Annotated in this window: 19 protein-coding genes; 9 read left to right on the plus strand and 10 right to left on the minus strand. The window is 67.4% G+C overall.

Features of this window, described 5'->3' with window-relative positions; all coding sequences use genetic code 11:
- Window positions 1-74 precede the first annotated feature (74 nt).
- Complete coding sequence (gene fxsT, locus ACFOWZ_RS09165; RefSeq protein WP_382371090.1) at window positions 75-2,429, plus strand: FxSxx-COOH system tetratricopeptide repeat protein; 2,355 nt, start codon at window positions 75-77, stop codon at window positions 2,427-2,429.
- A gap of 34 nt (window positions 2,430-2,463) precedes the next feature.
- Here the strand turns inward: fxsT and ACFOWZ_RS09170 are convergent, their stop codons facing one another.
- Window positions 2,464-5,112 carry an alpha/beta hydrolase family protein gene (locus ACFOWZ_RS09170; protein WP_382371092.1) on the minus strand — a complete coding sequence of 883 codons (2,649 nt, stop codon included), beginning with the start codon at window positions 5,110-5,112 and terminating at the stop codon, window positions 2,464-2,466.
- A 248-nt stretch (window positions 5,113-5,360) separates the two neighbouring features.
- Window positions 5,361-5,522 carry a hypothetical protein gene (locus ACFOWZ_RS09175; RefSeq protein WP_156094199.1) on the minus strand — a complete coding sequence of 54 codons (162 nt, stop codon included), beginning with the start codon at window positions 5,520-5,522 and terminating at the stop codon, window positions 5,361-5,363.
- Between the two features lie 68 nt (window positions 5,523-5,590).
- On the opposite strand from ACFOWZ_RS09175, the gene ACFOWZ_RS09180 reads away from it, so the two are divergent.
- The 4 genes from ACFOWZ_RS09180 to ACFOWZ_RS09195 all read left to right on the plus strand — a co-directional run bounded on the left by ACFOWZ_RS09180 (window position 5,591) and on the right by ACFOWZ_RS09195 (window position 8,829).
- Complete coding sequence (locus ACFOWZ_RS09180; protein ID WP_382371094.1) at window positions 5,591-6,187, plus strand: histidine phosphatase family protein; 597 nt, start codon at window positions 5,591-5,593, stop codon at window positions 6,185-6,187.
- Window positions 6,187-6,660, plus strand: a complete 474-nt coding sequence (locus tag ACFOWZ_RS09185) for a GNAT family N-acetyltransferase (RefSeq protein ID WP_382371096.1) — start codon at window positions 6,187-6,189, stop codon at window positions 6,658-6,660. The genes ACFOWZ_RS09180 and ACFOWZ_RS09185 overlap by 1 nt, the downstream gene beginning before the upstream one ends.
- Window positions 6,661-6,787: 127 nt before the next feature.
- On the plus strand, window positions 6,788-7,201 hold the full coding sequence (locus ACFOWZ_RS09190) for a DUF5684 domain-containing protein (protein ID WP_382371098.1): 414 nt from the start codon (window positions 6,788-6,790) through the stop codon (window positions 7,199-7,201).
- A gap of 155 nt (window positions 7,202-7,356) precedes the next feature.
- On the plus strand, window positions 7,357-8,829 hold the full coding sequence (locus ACFOWZ_RS09195; RefSeq protein ID WP_382371100.1) for a glycoside hydrolase family 28 protein: 1,473 nt from the start codon (window positions 7,357-7,359) through the stop codon (window positions 8,827-8,829).
- Here the strand turns inward: ACFOWZ_RS09195 and ACFOWZ_RS09200 are convergent.
- The 3 genes from ACFOWZ_RS09200 to ACFOWZ_RS09210 all read right to left on the minus strand — a co-directional run bounded on the left by ACFOWZ_RS09200 (window position 8,826) and on the right by ACFOWZ_RS09210 (window position 11,034).
- Complete coding sequence (locus tag ACFOWZ_RS09200; protein WP_382371102.1) at window positions 8,826-9,674, minus strand: SAM-dependent methyltransferase; 849 nt, start codon at window positions 9,672-9,674, stop codon at window positions 8,826-8,828. The two genes, ACFOWZ_RS09195 and ACFOWZ_RS09200, sit on opposite strands and share 4 nt — an antisense overlap.
- 135 nt (window positions 9,675-9,809) lie before the next feature.
- Window positions 9,810-10,517 (minus strand): S1 family peptidase, encoded by a 708-nt coding sequence (locus ACFOWZ_RS09205; RefSeq protein ID WP_382371104.1) that lies wholly within the window; start codon window positions 10,515-10,517, stop codon window positions 9,810-9,812.
- 82 nt (window positions 10,518-10,599) lie between these two features.
- A complete protein-coding gene (locus ACFOWZ_RS09210; RefSeq protein WP_382371106.1) occupies window positions 10,600-11,034 on the minus strand; it encodes a hypothetical protein in 435 nt (144 codons plus the stop codon).
- Window positions 11,035-11,283: 249 nt separating this feature from the next.
- Between ACFOWZ_RS09210 and ACFOWZ_RS09215 the strand changes: the two genes are divergently transcribed.
- Both ACFOWZ_RS09215 and ACFOWZ_RS09220 read left to right on the plus strand, forming a co-directional pair.
- Window positions 11,284-12,219 carry a diacylglycerol/lipid kinase family protein gene (locus tag ACFOWZ_RS09215; RefSeq protein ID WP_382371108.1) on the plus strand — a complete coding sequence of 312 codons (936 nt, stop codon included), beginning with the start codon at window positions 11,284-11,286 and terminating at the stop codon, window positions 12,217-12,219.
- Between the two features lie 244 nt (window positions 12,220-12,463).
- On the plus strand, window positions 12,464-12,718 hold the full coding sequence (locus tag ACFOWZ_RS09220) for a WhiB family transcriptional regulator (protein ID WP_015104912.1): 255 nt from the start codon (window positions 12,464-12,466) through the stop codon (window positions 12,716-12,718).
- Window positions 12,719-12,860: 142 nt separating this feature from the next.
- On the opposite strand, the gene ACFOWZ_RS09225 is transcribed toward ACFOWZ_RS09220, so the two are convergent.
- Window positions 12,861-14,339, minus strand: coding sequence for a sensor histidine kinase (locus ACFOWZ_RS09225; RefSeq protein WP_382372618.1), 1,479 nt, complete (start codon window positions 14,337-14,339; stop codon window positions 12,861-12,863).
- A 54-nt stretch (window positions 14,340-14,393) separates the two neighbouring features.
- Between ACFOWZ_RS09225 and ACFOWZ_RS09230 the strand changes: the two genes are divergently transcribed.
- Complete coding sequence (locus ACFOWZ_RS09230; protein WP_369809028.1) at window positions 14,394-14,468, plus strand: 50S ribosomal protein bL37; 75 nt, start codon at window positions 14,394-14,396, stop codon at window positions 14,466-14,468.
- Between the two features lie 69 nt (window positions 14,469-14,537).
- On the opposite strand, the gene rsrA is transcribed toward ACFOWZ_RS09230, so the two are convergent.
- Window positions 14,538-14,798: a mycothiol system anti-sigma-R factor gene (gene rsrA / locus ACFOWZ_RS09235; protein WP_030471287.1), complete on the minus strand. Its 261-nt coding sequence runs from the start codon at window positions 14,796-14,798 to the stop codon at window positions 14,538-14,540.
- Complete coding sequence (locus ACFOWZ_RS09240) at window positions 14,795-15,460, minus strand: sigma-70 family RNA polymerase sigma factor (RefSeq protein WP_236703869.1); 666 nt, start codon at window positions 15,458-15,460, stop codon at window positions 14,795-14,797. The genes rsrA and ACFOWZ_RS09240 overlap by 4 nt, the downstream gene beginning before the upstream one ends.
- 50 nt (window positions 15,461-15,510) lie before the next feature.
- Between ACFOWZ_RS09240 and ybaK the strand changes: the two genes are divergently transcribed.
- Window positions 15,511-15,987, plus strand: coding sequence for a Cys-tRNA(Pro) deacylase (ybaK, locus tag ACFOWZ_RS09245; RefSeq protein WP_382371111.1), 477 nt, complete (start codon window positions 15,511-15,513; stop codon window positions 15,985-15,987).
- Here the strand turns inward: ybaK and ACFOWZ_RS09250 are convergent.
- Together ACFOWZ_RS09250 and ACFOWZ_RS09255 are read right to left on the minus strand one after the other, a co-directional pair.
- Window positions 15,984-16,496 (minus strand): hypothetical protein, encoded by a 513-nt coding sequence (locus tag ACFOWZ_RS09250; RefSeq protein WP_382371113.1) that lies wholly within the window; start codon window positions 16,494-16,496, stop codon window positions 15,984-15,986. The genes ybaK and ACFOWZ_RS09250 overlap by 4 nt on opposite strands.
- A gap of 126 nt (window positions 16,497-16,622) precedes the next feature.
- Complete coding sequence (locus ACFOWZ_RS09255) at window positions 16,623-17,165, minus strand: DinB family protein (protein WP_382371115.1); 543 nt, start codon at window positions 17,163-17,165, stop codon at window positions 16,623-16,625.
- Window positions 17,166-17,180: the final 15 nt, after the last annotated feature.

Raw genomic sequence — 17,180 nt, forward strand, 5'->3', positions numbered from 1 at the left:
TCGTCGTTCGGGGTAACTCCGCTCGGGTGACGTGCGATGTGATCTGATGCACATGCTTGAGGGGTGGGTTCCGGTTGGCTGATTCATGGGACTTCTTCGTGTCCTACACCGGCATCGACAGAGCATGGGCCGAGTGGATCGCCTGGGAACTCGAAGCCGAGGGTCACCAGGTGCTCGTGCAGGAGTGGGACATCGTGCCCGGCACCAGCTTCATCGACCTGATGCACCGCGGCGTGCAGGGTTCCGAGCGCACGATCGCGGTGCTGTCGGCCGCTTATCTGAAGTCCGTCTACGGGGCGGCGGAATGGCAGGCCGCGTGGCGTGACGACCCCAGCGGAGCCAGCCGGAAGCTGCTGGTGCTGCGGGTCGAGGACTGCGAGCGGCCGGGGTTGCTCGGGTCCATCGTCTCGGCGGACCTGTTCGGGGTCGACGAGAGCGCTTCCCGTGCCCGTCTGCTTCGGGCCGTTCAGGGTGCGGTGACGGGCCGGCTGAAGCCGGCGTCGCGTCCTGGCTTTCCTGGACGGTCCGCTCCGAGCTTTCCCGGTGCGCTGCCGTCGGTGTGGAACGTGCCACAGCGCAACCCGAACTTCACCGGGCGGATCGAGTCGCTGGACCGGATGCGCGAGGCCATGCGGTCCAGCAGCACCGTTGCTGTGCATTCGTTGCGCGGGATGGGCGGTGTCGGGAAGACGCAGCTGGCGATCGAGTACGCCCACCGGTTCGCCGGCGACTTCGACGTGGTGTGGTGGATTCCGGCCGAGCAGCCGGCGTTGATTCCGGAGCACCTCTGTCTCCTGGGTGCCGAGCTCGGACTCGACGTCGATCCGTCCTCGGTCGGCAAAGTGCTCGCGGCGTTGCGGACCCGGTCGCGGTGGCTGCTCGTGTTCGACAACGCGGAAGACCCAGCCGAGCTGCGGCGCCATCTTCCGTCCGGGCCAGGGCACGTCATGATCACGACGCGGCGCGGTGGATTTGGCGCACTGGGAGCCGTTCTGACCGTTGACGTCCTGGATCGCACGGAGAGCGTCACGCTGTTGCGACGACGTCTGCTGACCACGTCTGACGAACAAAACGAGACTCTCGCGGAGCTGCTGGGCGACCTGCCTCTGGCGATCGAGCAAGCCTCTGCCTATCTGGAAGTCACCGGGTTGTCCGTGGACGACTACGTGACACTGTTCCGCGAACGCGCAGCAGAAATGATCAGCCGCGGAAAGGCGGTCGACCGGCAGGAACGACTGAACACGCTGTGGGACATGTCGTTGGCCGCGCTCGCCGAAGAGCACCCCTCGGCGTTGCACCTGCTGAACCTGCTCGCGTGGATGGCTCCCGAACCGGTACCTCTCGACCTGTTCACCACCCATCCCGACGAGCTCCCGGAGTCCGTCGCCACCGCGGCACGGGACGAACTGGCCTGGGCTGAGACCGTCGGCGCCCTGGTCGACCGGTTCTTCGTTCGACGCACCGGCAAAGAGGTCACCATCGTCCACCGGCTTCTCCAGCAGTCACTGCGAGCGCAGGACATCCCGCAAGCGAAGGCCGCAGTGCATTCGCTTCTCGTCGCCGATCTGCCGCACAAGATCTGGGACGCCCCGACGAACTGGCCACGCTGGCGTGCGCTGCTTCCTCACGTCCTCGCCGCCACCGACGACGTGGAACTCAACCCGACGAAACAAGCCTCGTGGCTGCTGTCGCGTGCGGCTTCGTACCTGCGGACCACAGGCCGTCCTGGTGATGCCAAGCCTCTTTTCGAGCGAGCGCTGACCCTCGACACGGCGATCCACGGCCCTGACGACCCCCGCGTCGCCGCCAGCATGCACGACCTCGGCAACGCCATTCGCGACCTGCGCCGTCCCGCTGACGCGCTTCCGTTGTACGAACAAGCTCTCAGCATCTTCGAAGCGGCCCACGGGCCCACGCATCATCAGGTCGCCATTGGCTTGAGCGGGCTCGGTAGCGTCCTTTGGGACCTGCGCCGATTCGACGAAGCCGAATCGTTGCTGCGAAGGGCCTTGGCCATCGACGAAGCCCTCTACGGGCCTGACCACCGGCGCGTTGCGGCTGACCTGACCGACCTCGGCAGCATTCTCAGCAGCATGGGGCGCTACGACGACGCCTGTCGCATGCTCACCCGAGCGCTCACCATTCGCGAAGCGAGCTACGGACCTGACCACCCGCACGTCGCCATCACTCTGAACAACCTCGGCAACGCACTTCGCGGAACGGGCAACCACCCGCAGGTCCTGACCATGCTCGAGCGAGCGCTCACCATCTTCGAAAACGCGTTCGGCCCCCACCATCCTCACGTCGCGATCAACCTCCACAGTCTCAGCCTCGTGCTCGACGAACGAGGTCGCCACGACGACGCGAAGGCTCTCGTCGAACGGGCGCAGGCGATCATGACGCGAATACAGAACGGTGCCGCTCCCTGAACCAGGAAACGGCACCGTTCATCGTGGTTGAAACCTAAGCGGGGTCCGTCACCTTGCCGGTCAACTCGAACCCGGTACCACCAGGCGGGAACGGCTCGAACTTCAGCCGAACCGACTCCTCTCCCTCCGCCTCGGCGTCGCCAACGGTCGGCACCGAGAACTCGGCGGACGTCTGCCCCGCCAGGACGATCGCGTACACCCTCAGCCCCGTGGACGACAGCGGCCGCGACGGCAGCGGTTCCTCACCGGAGAAGTTGAGGAGCCACTCCGGGTCGACGTCCGTTGTGGACAGTTCCGTGCCACTCGCGGGTGCCACGACCGAGCCGAGGATCCCGATCGTCGTGTCGGCGGCCTCCGACAGGGTCAGCTTCCACTTCAGTTCGCTGCCCTCCTTCACGCTGTCAGCCACCGGAGTGACCGTCAGCTGTGGCGGCGCGTCGTCGTCGCGGACCATCAGCCCGCCGACCGCGGAGCCCACCACGGCGTTGGAGATCGCCTGCACCGCAACGGGATGACTGGTGTCGCGGCCCCACCTGGTGTTGCCGGCGACGGTCACGGGCACCTCGGTGCGGTTCTCGCCCGGCTTCAGGGTCACGAGTTTCGTGGCGGGGGCGTCGTCCGGCCCGTTGTAGAAGAGCCGGAAAACTCGCGTGCCGCCGCCGGTGGCCGTCACCTCGATGTTGTAGGTCTTGGTGCCGGAGTTGCCCTCGTCGACCGACTTGAAGGCGGTGTCGATGCGGCTCAGACGCGTTGGCACCACGGGGACCAGGCCCTTGTCCCAGCCGTGGGCGTCGATCAGCCAGGCCTCGCCGGACGCGGACTCCGGCGTCAGTTCCAGCGCGGCCAGGTGGGCCAGGCCGGCGGGCAGCGGGACGCGCACCTCCTGGGCCCACTGGGCGCTCAGGCGGTCGGTGGCGGGCAGGCCGGTCAGCGTGACCGAACCCAGCGCGTGCTTCTGTCCAGTTTGGTCGGTCACCGATACGGCGAACGCCGAGGCGGGTGCGTTCGGCGGGACGGCCAGGCGCAGGGCCAGGTTGCGGGAACCCTTGAGCGACACGGGTGACGCCGGCTTCACCACGCCGGTCTCGCCCGCGGCCGACCACTTCAGCGCCACCGACAGGCGTTCCGGCTGCGTCGTTGCGAAGCGGAAGCCGACGAAGTGCGGGGAGCGCGAACCGCCGCACGCGACGGCGGCATCCCGCGACGTCTGCTGGCAGACCTTGGCGCTGCCGGAGGCGACGGTCGCGCCGTCGGGCACGACGAACGACTTCCGGTCACCACCGATGGCGTGCGAGAGGACGCGGGCCGGGTCGGCGGACGGGGCGCGGACGCCCGAGCCGTCGAGCAGCGGCAGCACGGACTCGTCACGGGCCAGGAACAGGCGGGCCGACGCCGCGACGTAGGTGGCGCCCATCGTCTGCTGCTGGTCCGCGGTCAGACGGGTCGGCGTGCCCGGCGCGCACACGGCGTCGGGTGTCTGGCCCGGCCAGAAGTCGTCGTTCGCCGGCGCCACCGCCTGGCCGGGAGTCCATTCGCTGTTGAAGAAGTTGTGGTTCGCACCGATCATGTACAGCGCGCTGTGCAGGGCGGCGCCACGGCTGAGGCCGCGCGTCTGGTCGAGGAACATCTGGCCCTGCAGGTCCGAGACGTCACCGTCGCAGCCGGGCAGGAACGTCACCGACGGCACGTCCGGCGCCGGGTTGTGGCCGAAGATCGTGGGACCGATCAGCACGTCACCGCGGATCTGCCAGCGCACCGGCCCGCTGAACCCGGTGTCGCCCGGCGGCGGGGTCAGGCTGTCGGTGGCGGCGCGGTTGACGCCCTCGCCACCGCGGGAGTGGCCCACCAGCAGCACCTTCGACATGTCGGCTGCCGGCGCGGCCTTCACCGCGTCGGGAACCGTGCCGCGACCGGCGGACCAGTCGGCCCACTTCGCCAGGTGGTGGCGCACCAACGACGAACGTCCCTGCGCACCGGAGTCCGCGGTCATCGCGTCCTGGGCGTTGATGCCGTTCGCGGAGATCGACACCGTCACGTACCCCTGCGAGGCCAGCAGCTGCTGCGCCTTCAGGTAACCGCGGTGACTCGGCACGGCCGTGAACCCGGACGCGCACGGCCAGGTCATCTGGATCTGACCCGTCTCGCTGTAGCAGGTGTAGTGCCTGCCGTGCAGGAACAGCACCAGCGGCCGCTTGCCCGGCGCACCCTTCGGCGCGACGACGACGCCGTCCATCTCGATCGGCGCCGCGTACTCGGGCAGCTTGACCGAGTCGAGCGTGTACTCCCCTGTGGTCGTGGCGTACGGCCCCGGCGTGCCGGGATCGACCGTCGCCTGCGGCAGCAACGCGGGCAGCGCGGCAGGTGCGGACAGACCGGCGGCGGAAGGCTCGGCCACGTCCAGCCGACGGCCCGCCGAACGCACCTGGAGCGCGTCGCGATTCTTCAGCGGTGCCGACAACGTGAAGGTGCGCAGGTCCGCGGACTCCCTGGCGAGGCCGAGGAACCGGTCCCCCTCCCAGAACTCCACGCCCGCGTCCGACAACGGCATCGGAGTGGAAGCGGTCCACCGGATCACGTCACCGGAGACGGTCCAGCCGGGATCGGAAGGTGCGGCCGACGCGGGCAGAGCCGGTACGACCGCGGCTATCAGAACTGGTATCAAAAGCGCGACTGAGCGACGCATGTGTGGGTCCCCCTCAAAAGGACGATCCACTCCGTTCTAGCGACGCCGCACAGCGCACAGCACGTCGTTTTGGCCGGAAATCGCCAATCAAAACGACAACCAGCCGGGAGTACTACGCCGTTCAGACCAGCATCTGTGAATGGGGACGATGATGGGGCCGGCGCAGCGTCTCAAGGCGACCGACGCGAGCATTCAGGGCACGGACGGCGCCCAGGAGTGACAGAGCCCCTCTCAAGGTCGCAGAGGCGTCACCGTTCTCTGGTCTCGGTGTCGCGCTCGGCCTGACGCAGTTTGTTCCACGTCGAGGTCAGGTCTGCCCGGATGCGCGCGACGCGGACACCGAAGGCCTCGCGGATCTCCTGCGCGTCTACGTCGTCGGGGGCGCCGTGGTCGGGGTGCTCGGCGGTCATGGCGACCGGGATACCTCGTTCGTGGACTCCTCCAAACGTGGTGCCCGTCACTCCTTAGGATCGAACAGGTGAGCACCCACCTCTACCTGCTGCGCCACGGCCAGACCGAGTGGTCCGAGAGCGGCAGGCACACGGGACGCACTGACATCGAGCTGACGCCCGAGGGCGAGCAGCAGGCACGCCGGGCAGGCGCTGTGCTCGCCCGGCTGAGGGGGACGGACCAGGCGCCGGCGCTCGTGCTGACGAGTCCCCGGCAACGGGCGACCAGGACGGCCGCGCTGGCAGGGCTCGAGGTCAACGCGACGACCGAGGAGCTCGCCGAGTGGGACTACGGCGACTACGAGGGCATCACCACGCCGCAGATCCGCGAGCGCGTTCCCGGCTGGACGGTCTGGACGCATCCCATGCCGGGCGGCGAGACGCACGCGGAGGTGCAGGACCGGGCCCGCAAGGTGCTCGGCGAGGTGCGCAAGATCCTGCCCGGCGGCGACGTGGTGCTGGTGGGGCACGGGCACTTCAGCCGCGTGCTGATCGCGGCGTGGCTGGGACTGGCGCCCGACCAGGGTGTCCACTTCGGACTTGACCCGGCCGGCATCTGCCAGCTGGGAGACGAGCGGGGGGACCCGCAGGTGCGCAGGCTCAACGTGCCTGCTTGGGAGATCTGATGATCCGACGGGTGGAACCGCGCGACGTCGACGCGGTCGTGAAGCTGGTGCACGAGCTCGCCCTGTACGAACGGGCGCCGGAGCAGTGCCACCTCACCTCGGAACAGTTGCACACCGCGCTGTTCACCGAGAACCCCGCGCTGTTCGGCCACGTGGCCGAAGTGGACGGCGAGGTCGTCGGAATCGCCTTGTGGTTCCTCAACTTCTCGACGTGGGACGGCGTGCACGGCATCTACCTCGAGGACCTCTACGTCACGCCGGAGCAACGCGGCAACGGCCTGGGCAAGAAGCTCCTGGAAACACTTGCCCAGGAGTGCGTGGCCAAGGGCTACACGAGGTTCCAGTGGTGGGTCCTCAACTGGAACGAGCCGAGCATCGGGTTCTACAAGAAACTCGGTGCCGTCCCAATGGACGAGTGGACGGTGATGCGAGTGGCCGATGAGGCGCTGCAAAAGCTGGCCTCTTCACTCTGAAGGTTGACGGATGGTCTCGAAAGGCTCACGAAACGGGAATTCCACACAGGACCGGTGCACGGTGCTGGCAGCGTCCCCGCTCGCCGATCCCCCGGCACCAAAGTAAGCGTGGAAAGAAGGAAAGACCTTGAACGACCCGACTACGCCCGAGGTTGACACTGCTGCCGCGATGGGCATCCTGACCACGTTCCTGGTCATCGGCGCCATCTTCACCGTGATCGGCATCGTGATCATGTGGAAGGTCTACGCGAAGGCCGGCCAGCCGGGCTGGGCGTCGATCATCCCGATCTACAACCTCTACGTGCTGGTGAAGATCGCGGGCCGCCCCGGCTGGTGGACGGTCCTGCTGCTCATCCCGTTCGTGAACATCATCGTGCTGGCGATCGTCTCCATCGACGTCGCGAAGTCGTTCGGCAAGGACGCCGTCTTCGGCGTCGTCGGTCTGTGGCTGTTCGCCATCATCGGCTACGCGATCCTCGCGTTCGGTGGCGCGCAGTACCGCGGCCCGGCCGCGCTCGGCGGCCAGCAGGCCGCGTACTGAGGTTGAGCCTCAGCACCTGAAGGGCCGGGCCAGAAGACAACCCCTGTACTTCGGGCCCGGCCTTCACTAGGGTCAGCAATGAAATCGTTTTCAGAACGTTTCAGACGCCGAGCTGCCGCCGCCCTCGACGCAGGACGAGGAAGGACCTCTCAACGATGAGGCGTCGACTGACCGGCGCGTTCGTCGCACTAGCGGTGGTCGTGGCACCGGTGGGCGTGGCGAAGGCGGCCAGCTTCAACGTCAAGGACTACGGCGCGAAGGGCGACGGCAAGGCGGTCGACTCGGCCGCCATCGACAAGGCCATCGCCGCCGCGTCAGCGGCCAGCGGCGGTGTCGTCGAGATCCCGCCCGGCACGTACCTGAGCCGCTCGATCCACCTGAAGAGCAACGTCACGATCAACCTCCAGCAGGGCGCGCGGATCGTGGCGTCCGGCAGCGGCATCGACGCGCCAGAGCCCAACCCCAACTCGAAGTACCAGGACTTCGGGCACAGCCACTTCCGCAACGCGTTGCTGTGGGGCGAGAACGTCGAGAACATCAGCTTCACCGGCAAGGGCGTCATCGACGGCGCCAACAAGCTGGAGACCGGCGAGAACATCCCGGCGGGCAAGGGCGACAAGATGCTGTCGCTCAAGTTCTGCAAGAACGTCAGCATCACCGACGTGACGTTCCGGGAGGCCGGCCACTTCGCGATCATCACCAACGGCTGCAACGGATTGCGGTTCGACCGCATCACCGTCGACTCGCCGGAGGACCGCGACGGCATCAACTTCATCAACAGCTCCAACGTCGAGCTGTCGAACTCCACGATCGTCGCCAGCGACGACGCGGTGGCGTTCAAGAGCGACTACGCCACCGGGAAGACGTTCCTGAGCGAGAACAACGTCGTCCGCGACTCCACGATCGGGTCGACGGAGAACAACGCCATCCAGTTCGGCTCGGAGACGTGCGGCAGCTTCAAGAACATCCAGTTCCGCAACCTCAAGGTCACCGGCGCCTCCAAGGCCGGGCTGGGCATGGTCTCCATGGACGGCGCGGTGATCGAGGACGTTCTCTACGACAACATCCAGCTCACGAAGACGGGCTCGCCGATCTTCATCCACGTCGGCAAACGCGGCCGCTGCCCGGGCAACCCGCCCACCGGCAGGATCCGCAACATCACCTACCGGAACATCACCGGCACGAACCTGACCGCGCCGCGCGACATTCCCGGCGACCCCGAGTACGCGTCGACGATCTCCGGCCGCGCCGACTCGAAGATCACCGGGCTGACGTTCGACAACGTGAAGCTGACCGTTCCCGGCGGCCACAAGGAATCCGACGCCTCGAAGAACCCGCCGGAGGTGTCCGGTGAGTACCCGCCGCGGATCTTCGGCGTGCGGCCGGCGTTCGGGTTCTGGATCCGCAACGCGACGGACGTGAAGTTCCTCAACAGCACCATCGAGTTCGACAAGAACGACGGGCGCCCGGCGTTCACCACCGACAGCGTTTCCGGAATCTCGCTCAACGGCGTGAAGGTGGAACGCAGCACAGGCGCGAACGACCTGTTGTGGCGCAAGAGCAACGGTGTGTCCGTCACGGACAGCACGACGACGACCGGTCAGGCGTTGCGGGCCAAGACGAGTTAGACGACGCCGACCGCGCCGTAGGTCGAGGCGTCGGCGGCGGCCGAGGTGCCGGGGAGTTCGCCGTCCGCCCTCCAGTGGGCGGCGAGCACCAGTCCCGGTTCCAGCAGCTTCAGGCCGCAGAGGAACTCCTCGACGTCCTGTTTGGTCCGCGGGATCAGGACGCTGCCGAGGTGGTCGGACATCACGAGCAGCCGGTCCACGAGGTCCGGTTCGACGTCCTTCGTGAGGTGCGTCAACGCCAGAACGCTGCCCTCGCACAGAGCGGCCCGGTACCGCGCGATGACGCCCGCCGGCTCGTCGGCGACGTACGGGAGGATGCCGACCATCAGCACCGCGGTCGGCTGGGTGAAGTCGATGAGACGGCGCGTCTCCGGGTGGCGCAGCACCGCGCCGACGTCGGACACGTCGGCCTGCACGATGGCGGCGTTGAGGTTGTCCCGCAGCATCGTGCGGGAATGCGCGACGGCCACCGGGTCGTGGTCGACGTAGACGACGTTGCACGCCGGGTCGATCGACTGGGCGACCTCGTGGACGTTGCCGGCGGTCGGGATGCCGCTGCCCAGGTCGAGGAACTGGCGGATGCCCATCTCCTCCACGCACAGGCGCACCACGCGGCGGGAGAACGACCTGATCGTCCTGGCCATCTCGGCGACCGGGAACCGTTTGATGCTCTCCTCGGCCAACGCGCGGTCGACCGCGAAGTTGTGCGCTCCGCCGAGGTAGTAGTCGAACAGGCGAGCCAAATTTGGGCGTTCTGAACCGCCGTTTGTCGTCACCCGCTTCGGGCCGTCCTGCACTGCGCACCTCACCCTGCTGCTCCCGAGCGGCGCGAACGCTGGCAGCACGGTAACCGGCTACTCCGTTCGTGTCCATCCACCATTAGTGAACACGCAGGGTGATGACACAGGTGTCTCCACAGCAACGCGGGGGCCCCGCGTTCCCCAGAAGGAAACGAAAGGCCCCCGCGTCACCTCGAAAAATCAGACTCCCGCGGTCGTGCGGATCCAGTTGCGGTAGCTGGTGTTGTTGAGGCTGGTGTAGTTGGAGCGCGTCGAACGGTCCGACGTGGACGCGACGCCGACCTGACGGCCGTTGGCGAACATCGGGCCACCGGAGTCACCGCCGGCCGCGATGCCGTCCACCCTGGTCACCGAGATGGCCTGGCCACCGCGGTAGTCACGGCCGTTGGTGGACGTGACGCGGGTGTTCGCGACCTTCAGGTAGCGCGACTGGCAGTTGATCTCCGGCTGGTTGGTGCAGGTGGCGCCCCAGCCGTAGAGCTGCACGGTCTGGCCGACCGAGACGGGGTTGACCAGCGGGGAGAACGGCGCCGACATCGACGTGGTCACGTGCACCAGGGCCAGGTCGGCCGAGGAGTGCTTGACGATCCGGTCACCGGTGACGAGCTGGCCACCGGACGTCTGGTCCAGGCTGCCCGCCCGGAACGTGTACGTGCCGGCCGACGCCACGCAGTGCTCAGCGGTCAGGATCCACTGAGGCGCGATCTTCGTGGCGGAGCAGTTCTCGCGTCCGTTCACGAAAAGACGTGCCGCGTACGGGAAGTTCGACGCGTAGCTGCCACCGATGATCATCGGCGACATGCCCGGCTCTTCCGGAGCAGCCGACGCGACAGGAGCGAGGGAGAGCGCCGCCAGGAAGGCGCCCGCGATCGCGGTCAGAACACGCATGGTTGGTCACCTCGTGAGTGCAGGGAGTGGTTAAACAACCACGCACAGCTTCACTCGAACGTGTGACCGTGACCACCCTCCGTTAGTCGGCTTTGTCACCTTCGTTCACATCCGCGTCGGCCAGGCCCATGGCCCACTGACGGCCGTCACGGGTGAACAGCAGCACGAGCACCACAACGCAGTAGATGCCACTCAACGACCCGAGCAGCTGCTGCTCCGACGGTCCGTACGCGTACCAGGCACAGCCGAGCAGCAGCAGCTGCGTGACGATCACGGGCGTGCGCGCGCTGTGGTGGCCGCGGAACAACATGACCGACGCCACGATCACCCCGCCGAACCAGAGCGCGAGCACTCCGGCCGCGCCGAGGATCGGGCCGCCGGAAGGCGCACCCTGGACGACCCGCACGACGAGCGCCACGGCCAGCGCGATACCGCCCAGGCCCTGCAGGAAGGTGAGTGCGGAGGCGACGAGCACCGCGCGCGGCGGTGCCGGGGTCGCGGCGTTGCTACTGCTCACGAGAACCGTTCCTCACGTTCTGTACTGGTCACGGATCGTAGGCCACCCGGTTGGAGGGCTCACTGAGCACGTCCCGCGGGGGAAGATCAAGGGGCCTTCAGCGAGCCGGCGGTCGTCCGGGGTGCACTCGTCTGCGAGGCGCACTCGGTGCTACGGAAGGGAGATTTGCGCCACTTTCGTGAGGCTGGAGCCACCCTGAGGGAGGACATGCGCGCGGCTGACGGTCACGCACTGTCTTACTCTCAAGTAGTGCGCGCTCTTCTCGTGGTGAACCCGCAGGCGACTACAACGACGCCGGCCGGTCGTGACGTGTTGGCGCACGCACTGGCCAGCGACGTGAAGCTGGAGATCATCGAGACCTCGTACCGCGGCCACGCGGCCGATGCCGCGAGCAAGGCGGCGGAGGACGGGTTCGACCTGGTCATCGCCCACGGCGGCGACGGCACGGTCAACGAGGTGGTCAACGGCATCCTGCGCGGAGGCCCCCGCCCGAACAAGCCGATGCTGGGCGTCGTGCCCGGCGGGTCGGCCAACGTCTTCGCGGGCGCGCTCGGCATTCCGCGTGACCCCGTCGAGGCCACGCACGTCCTGCTCCAGGCCATCGAGCACGGCACCAAGCGCCGGATCGGGCTCGGCCAGGTCTTCGCGGACGTCATCGAGGGCGGCCGCTGGTTCACGTTCAACGCCGGCATGGGTCTCGACGCCGACGTCGTGGCCGGTGTCGAGAAGAAGCGCGCGAAGGGCCGCAACGCGAGTCCCGCGCTGTACCTGTCCGTCGCACTCAGGGCGTACGCGCAGAACGTGCGCAAGCCGCAGCACTTCACCGTCGAGATCCCGGACGAGGCGCCGTTCGACGACGTCGGCATGGTGTTCGTCTCGAACACCGACCCGTGGACGTACTTCGGCGACAGGGCGATCCAGCTCAACCCCAGCACGTCGTTCGACGGAGGCCTGGGCCTGAGCGCGCTGAAGACGCTGCGCGTGCCCACCGTCGGGCGCTACGTCGCCCAGGTCCTCGCCACCGGGAACCCGCGGAGCGGAAATCTCGTTCGGCGTGACGACGTGGGTTATGTCAGAGTGAAGTGCGAGGAGCCCGCCAACCTCCAGGTCGACGGTGACTTCCTCGGCACGACGACTGCTGTGGAGTTCCGGGCAGTGCCTGACGCGTTGACTGTTGCCGTATAAGCAACTTGACAGTCCGTGATCAGTTCGTGACTGTCTCGGTACCCACCCGGGATGTACTGCAGTCGAGTGACAGCAGAGCGTGAAACACCAGGTGAACGCTGTCGATCTTTTGGGTGAGTTCACTCACCGGGTCAGTGCTTACCCCTTGACATCCCAGCCGTTCGTGAAAGCATTCACAAGCACCCCAAAACGACCGCTGACAACCGGCGTGCCCTTGTGCGCGCCTAGCTGAGGAGTAGTTCCAATGGACTGGCGCCACCGCGCGATCTGCCGCGACGAGGACCCCGAGCTGTTCTTCCCCGTTGGGAACAGTGGTCCCGCGCTGCTTCAGATCGCCGAGGCGAAGACCGTCTGCCGCCGCTGCCCCGTCGTCTCCGACTGCCTCGCGTGGGCGCTCGAGAGCGGCCAGGACGCCGGCGTGTGGGGCGGGATGAGCGAGGACGAGCGCCGCGCTCTCAAGCGCCGCAACGCCCGCACGCGGGCCCGCAGCAACGCCTGAGCAGGCAGTTAGCCGCGAACACACACATATAGGAAGAAGCCCGACACCGTGCCAGGTGTCGGGCTTCTTCTCTGTTTGCACACCCTCCCGCATGACCACGTGAGACCGCTGAGGCTGGTCGCCACGTGTGCACGGCGTTAGTTTAGCGCCGCCCCCTCAGCGGTACGCGCAGGACCGCCTCTGTACCGCCTCGGGGCCTCCGCCGCAAGCTCAAGGAGCCTCTCAATTCGGAATCGACGAGGGTCCGAACGATCTGCAGACCGAGACGATCCGTGCGCTCCAGGGAGAAACCGGGCGGAAGCCCCTTGCCGTCGTCGGTGATCGACACGTCGAGCCACTTCGCGGACCGCTCGGAGTGCACGACGACCTCTCCGCGCTGGCCAGGGGCGTAGGCGTGCTCGAAGGCGTTCTGCACGAGCTCGGTCAGCACCATCACCAGCGGGGTGGCGATCTCGGCGGGCACGATCCCGAAACCACCCTCGCGGCGCACCTTCACCTGGGTCTCGGTGACGGCGACGTCGCTCATCATCGGGATCACCTTGTCGACCACGTCGTCGAGGTCCACCCGCTCGTCGACCGACATCGACAACGTCTCGTGAACCAGTGCGATGGAAGTCACACGACGGACCGACTCGGCGAGTGCCTCCTTCGCCTCAGGGTTCGTCAACCTGCGACTTTGTAACCGGAGCAGGGCCGCGACGGTCTGCAGGTTGTTCTTCACCCGGTGGTGGATCTCGCGGATCGTGGCGTCCTTGGACATCAACGCCCGGTCGCGCCGGCGCACCTCGGTGACATCGCGACACAGCACGATCGCGCCGGCCGCCTGCCCGCGCGGCCGAAGGGGCAGAGATCGGAACAGCACCGCGGCACCACGACGTGACTCGGCCTCCATGCGCATGGACGGCTGACCGTCCAGTGCCTGCCGGATGCGCTGGGCGACCTCGGTGGCGTCGAACGGGTCACCGATGAGGCTGCGGGTCAACGGCGCCAGGTGCACGCCCACGAGATCCGAAGCGTGCCCCATGCGGTGGTACGCCGACAGGGCGTTCGGCGAGGCGAAGACCACCGCCCCGGACGGGTCGAGCCTGATCAGGCCGTCGCCGACGCGCGGACTGGTGTGCACGTCCGGTGACGGTTCGGGAGCGGGGAACGTGCCGTCCGCGATCATCTGACACAGGTCGGCCGCACTGCCGAGGTACGAGATCTCCAACGGCGACGGCACGCGCGGCACCGCCAGGTTCGTGCTGCGGCTCAGCACCGCGATGACCTGGGTGCCCAGCCGCACCGGGATGGTCTCGCGGCGCACGGGCACGCCCAGGTGCCAGCGCGGGTCCTCCTCGCGGCAGATCCGCTGTTCGTCGATGGCCCGGCGCAGCTGCGGGTGCTCCTCGGTGTCGACCTCGCTGCCGACGACGTCCTCGGGGTGCGCGGTCGGTGCGGTCGTCGGACGCGCCTGGGCCACGCAGAGGAACGTCTGGTCGTCCAGCGGCACGTACATGAGGAAGTCCGCGAACGACAGGTCGGAGAGGAGCTGCCACTCGGCGACGACCAGCTGGAGGTGGTCGACGGCGGCGCCGGAGAGCTTCGTGTGCTCGGCCAGCAGGTCTGTGAGCGTGCTCAGAACTCCTCCATGCGAAAATGGTGGGTGAAGCAGTTCTGATCCTAGGAGACACCCATGTCGAAGCGTGCTCGCAAGCGCCGCGACCGCAAAAAGGGCGGCGCCAACCGAGGCAAGCGCCCCAACGCCTGAGTGCCGTAAGAACGATGAACGGCGCTTTTGTCCACCTGAGGTGGACAAAAGCGCCGTTCATCGTTTGGGTCAGCCCTCGGTGCGGATCTCCACGATCGTGGCGCGGATGCGCGCCTTCAGGTCGGCCGGGGCGTGATCCCCGCCGCACTTGCGCGCGAGCAACGCCTTGAGGTGCTCCTCCAGCCCGAACTGCTCCAGGCACGGATGGCACTCGTCGAGGTGCGTCTGCAGGGCCGCGCGCCGCGTCTGGTCGCACTCCTGGTCCAGGAAGAGCCAGACCTCGGACAGGACCTCTGAGCAGTCGGTGTCGTGGGGTTCGCCGCAGTTCATGACGCTTCTCCGTTGTTGCCTCGGAGGAAACCGCGATCGCGGGCGACGTCCGCCAGCATGTCGCGGAGCTGGCGACGGCCCCGGTGCAACCGGGACATCACCGTGCCGATCGGGGTGCCCATGATGTCTGCGATCTCCTTGTACGCGAAGCCTTCGACATCGGCGAGGTAGACCGCGATCCGGAACTCCTCCGGCAACCGCTGCAATGCTTCCTTGACGTCGCTGTCGGGCAGGTTGTCGAGTGCCTCGACCTCGGCGCTGCGCAGCCCGGACGAGGTGTGGCTCTCCGCCTGCGCCAGCTGCCAGTCAGTGATCTCTTCGGTCGGCTGCTGGATCGGCTGGCGCTGCTTCTTGCGGTAGCCGTTGATGTAGGTGTTCGTCAGGATCCGGTACAGCCAGGCCTTGAGGTTCGTGCCCTCCGAGAAGGACGCGAACGCCGAGTAGGCCTTGAGGTACGTCTCCTGCACCAGGTCCTCGGCATCAGCCGGGTTGCGCGTCATGCGCAGGGCGGCCGAGTACAGCTGGTCGAGCATCGGCATCGCATCGCGCTCGAAACGCGCGGCTCGCTCCGCCGTCGTCTCCGTCGTGCCGGTGGCGGGCACCGCGCTCCCTTCCCACAGGTTCTGGGTCGGTACCGACTCTACGCGGGGCCGCTCGAGCATGTTCGTCACCACGTCCTGGGTAACAACGGAGGTGCTGGTAGTAATTCCGCATGGCCGGACGTGGGACTCCCGCCACAGCGCTGCTGGACAAGCAGCGGGTGGCGCACACCTTGCACTCGTACGAGCACGACCCCCGCCACGAGTCGTACGGGCTGGAGGCGGCCGAGGCGCTCGGGCTGGTGCCGGAGCGCGTGTTCAAGACGCTCGTGTGCGAGGTGGACGGCAAGCTCGCGGTCGGCGTCGTGCCGGTGACCGCGCAGCTCGACCTCAAGGGTCTGGCGGCTGCTCTCAAGGGCAAGAAGGCGAAGATGGCCGTCGTCGCCGACGCCGAACGCGCGACGGGATATGTCGCCGGCGGAATTTCGCCGCTCGGGCAGAAGAAGCGACTGCCGGTGGTGCTCGACGAATCGGTTTCTAATTTCGAAACGATTTTCTGCAGCGCGGGCAGGCGTGGTCTCGAAGTCGAGATCACGCCTGCCGATCTGGCGCGACTCACCAATGCGGTGGTCGCGCGAATCAGCGCTTAGCTGACCGGCGCCTGGATGCCACCCATCCGGACGTTCGCGCCGATACCGGACGTCGGCCACGCGATGGTGACCAGATCACCCGTCCTGCCCTGGCCGGGCAGGTTGAAGCGGACGAACGCCGGGCTGAGCTGAGGCCCCTGAAGGCTCGATGCCACGTAGGTGACGGCATGGCGGCCCCCGCCGACCACCATCTCGGTGTACGGAGGCTGGCCTCCGTTCTGGGAGGCGTTCATGTCGTTGCCCTGCTGGTCGAGGAAGCGCACGTTGCTCACCGTGCCCCCGATCGTGCAGGAAGCACCCTCCGCGGCGACGAACCGGATCACGTGCGCCTTGGTGGTCGAAGGCGACGGCGACCGCATGTCGTACACACCGATCGCCAGATCGCTGCCGGTGCACCACGGCCCCCGCTCCTCGGTCTGACCGGCCTGTGCCGCCGAGGTCACCACGACGCCCAGAACTGCGGCTCCGGCCAGTGCGGCTGCGGTCGTGATCGTGCGGTAGTTGCTCATTCGTTGATCCCCGAATTCATGACGATCTGCGATTTCCCCTACGCCCACAGGTGACGCCGCCGATCCGCACTCGGTTGCTCGAACAACGAATGTAGTCCTACAGGATGATTTCCGTCTCGATTGGCGCTATTCGCCCGTTTGGCCGTCGATCGACTCGCGGAGCAGGTCGGCATGACCGTTGTGGCGGGCGTACTCCTCGACCATGTGGACCAGAATCCAGCGCAGGCTCACGCGGGGTCCGTCCTTCCACCCCGGACGCTTCGAGAGCTGGCCCAGGTCGCCGGTTTCGAGGGCTTCCGCGACGGCCTTGCGCGCCCGGTCCACCTCGTCCTGCCAGAGGGCGTTGAGCTGATCCGGCGTGTCCTGGGCGGCCGAGTGCCAGTCCCAGTCGCGGTCGGCCTTCCAGTCCACGCTCGCCCACGGCTCCCGCGGCGCGCGGTCGTGCAGGACGACGTGGAACCACTGCTGCTCCACGTACGCGAGGTGCTTGAGGATCCCGCCGAGGGTCATCGACGACTTCGCGGTGGTCACGTTCAGCTGCTCGGCGGTGAGACCCGCGGTCTTCCAGGCGAGCGTGGCTCGTTGCCAGTCCAGGAAACCCGTCAGGGTCCCGAGCTCGTCGGCGTCCATCGGGGGTTCCGGACGGCCGTGCTCATCGAGGTTCGTCATGAGCGCGATCACAGT

This window comes from Lentzea rhizosphaerae, assembly GCF_042649515.1.
Taxonomy (GTDB): domain Bacteria; phylum Actinomycetota; class Actinomycetes; order Mycobacteriales; family Pseudonocardiaceae; genus Lentzea; species Lentzea aerocolonigenes.

What these genes read in the sequence shown, in the direction of transcription:
- ACFOWZ_RS09170 (WP_382371092.1), bottom strand. Translation starts at nt 5,112, where the DNA reads ATGCGTCGCTCAGTCGCGCTTTTGATACCAGTTCTGATAGCCGCGGTC.
- ACFOWZ_RS09175 (WP_156094199.1), bottom strand. Translation starts at nt 5,522, where the DNA reads ATGACCGCCGAGCACCCCGACCACGGCGCCCCCGACGACGTAGACGCG.
- ACFOWZ_RS09185 (WP_382371096.1), top strand. Translation starts at nt 6,187, where the DNA reads ATGATCCGACGGGTGGAACCGCGCGACGTCGACGCGGTCGTGAAGCTG.
- ACFOWZ_RS09195 (WP_382371100.1), top strand. Translation starts at nt 7,357, where the DNA reads ATGAGGCGTCGACTGACCGGCGCGTTCGTCGCACTAGCGGTGGTCGTG.
- ACFOWZ_RS09205 (WP_382371104.1), bottom strand. Translation starts at nt 10,517, where the DNA reads ATGCGTGTTCTGACCGCGATCGCGGGCGCCTTCCTGGCGGCGCTCTCC.
- ACFOWZ_RS09220 (WP_015104912.1), top strand. Translation starts at nt 12,464, where the DNA reads ATGGACTGGCGCCACCGCGCGATCTGCCGCGACGAGGACCCCGAGCTG.
- rsrA (WP_030471287.1), bottom strand. Translation starts at nt 14,798, where the DNA reads ATGAACTGCGGCGAACCCCACGACACCGACTGCTCAGAGGTCCTGTCC.
- ACFOWZ_RS09240 (WP_236703869.1), bottom strand. Translation starts at nt 15,460, where the DNA reads ATGCTCGAGCGGCCCCGCGTAGAGTCGGTACCGACCCAGAACCTGTGG.
- ybaK (WP_382371111.1), top strand. Translation starts at nt 15,511, where the DNA reads ATGGCCGGACGTGGGACTCCCGCCACAGCGCTGCTGGACAAGCAGCGG.
- ACFOWZ_RS09250 (WP_382371113.1), bottom strand. Translation starts at nt 16,496, where the DNA reads ATGAGCAACTACCGCACGATCACGACCGCAGCCGCACTGGCCGGAGCC.
- ACFOWZ_RS09255 (WP_382371115.1), bottom strand. Translation starts at nt 17,165, where the DNA reads ATGACGAACCTCGATGAGCACGGCCGTCCGGAACCCCCGATGGACGCC.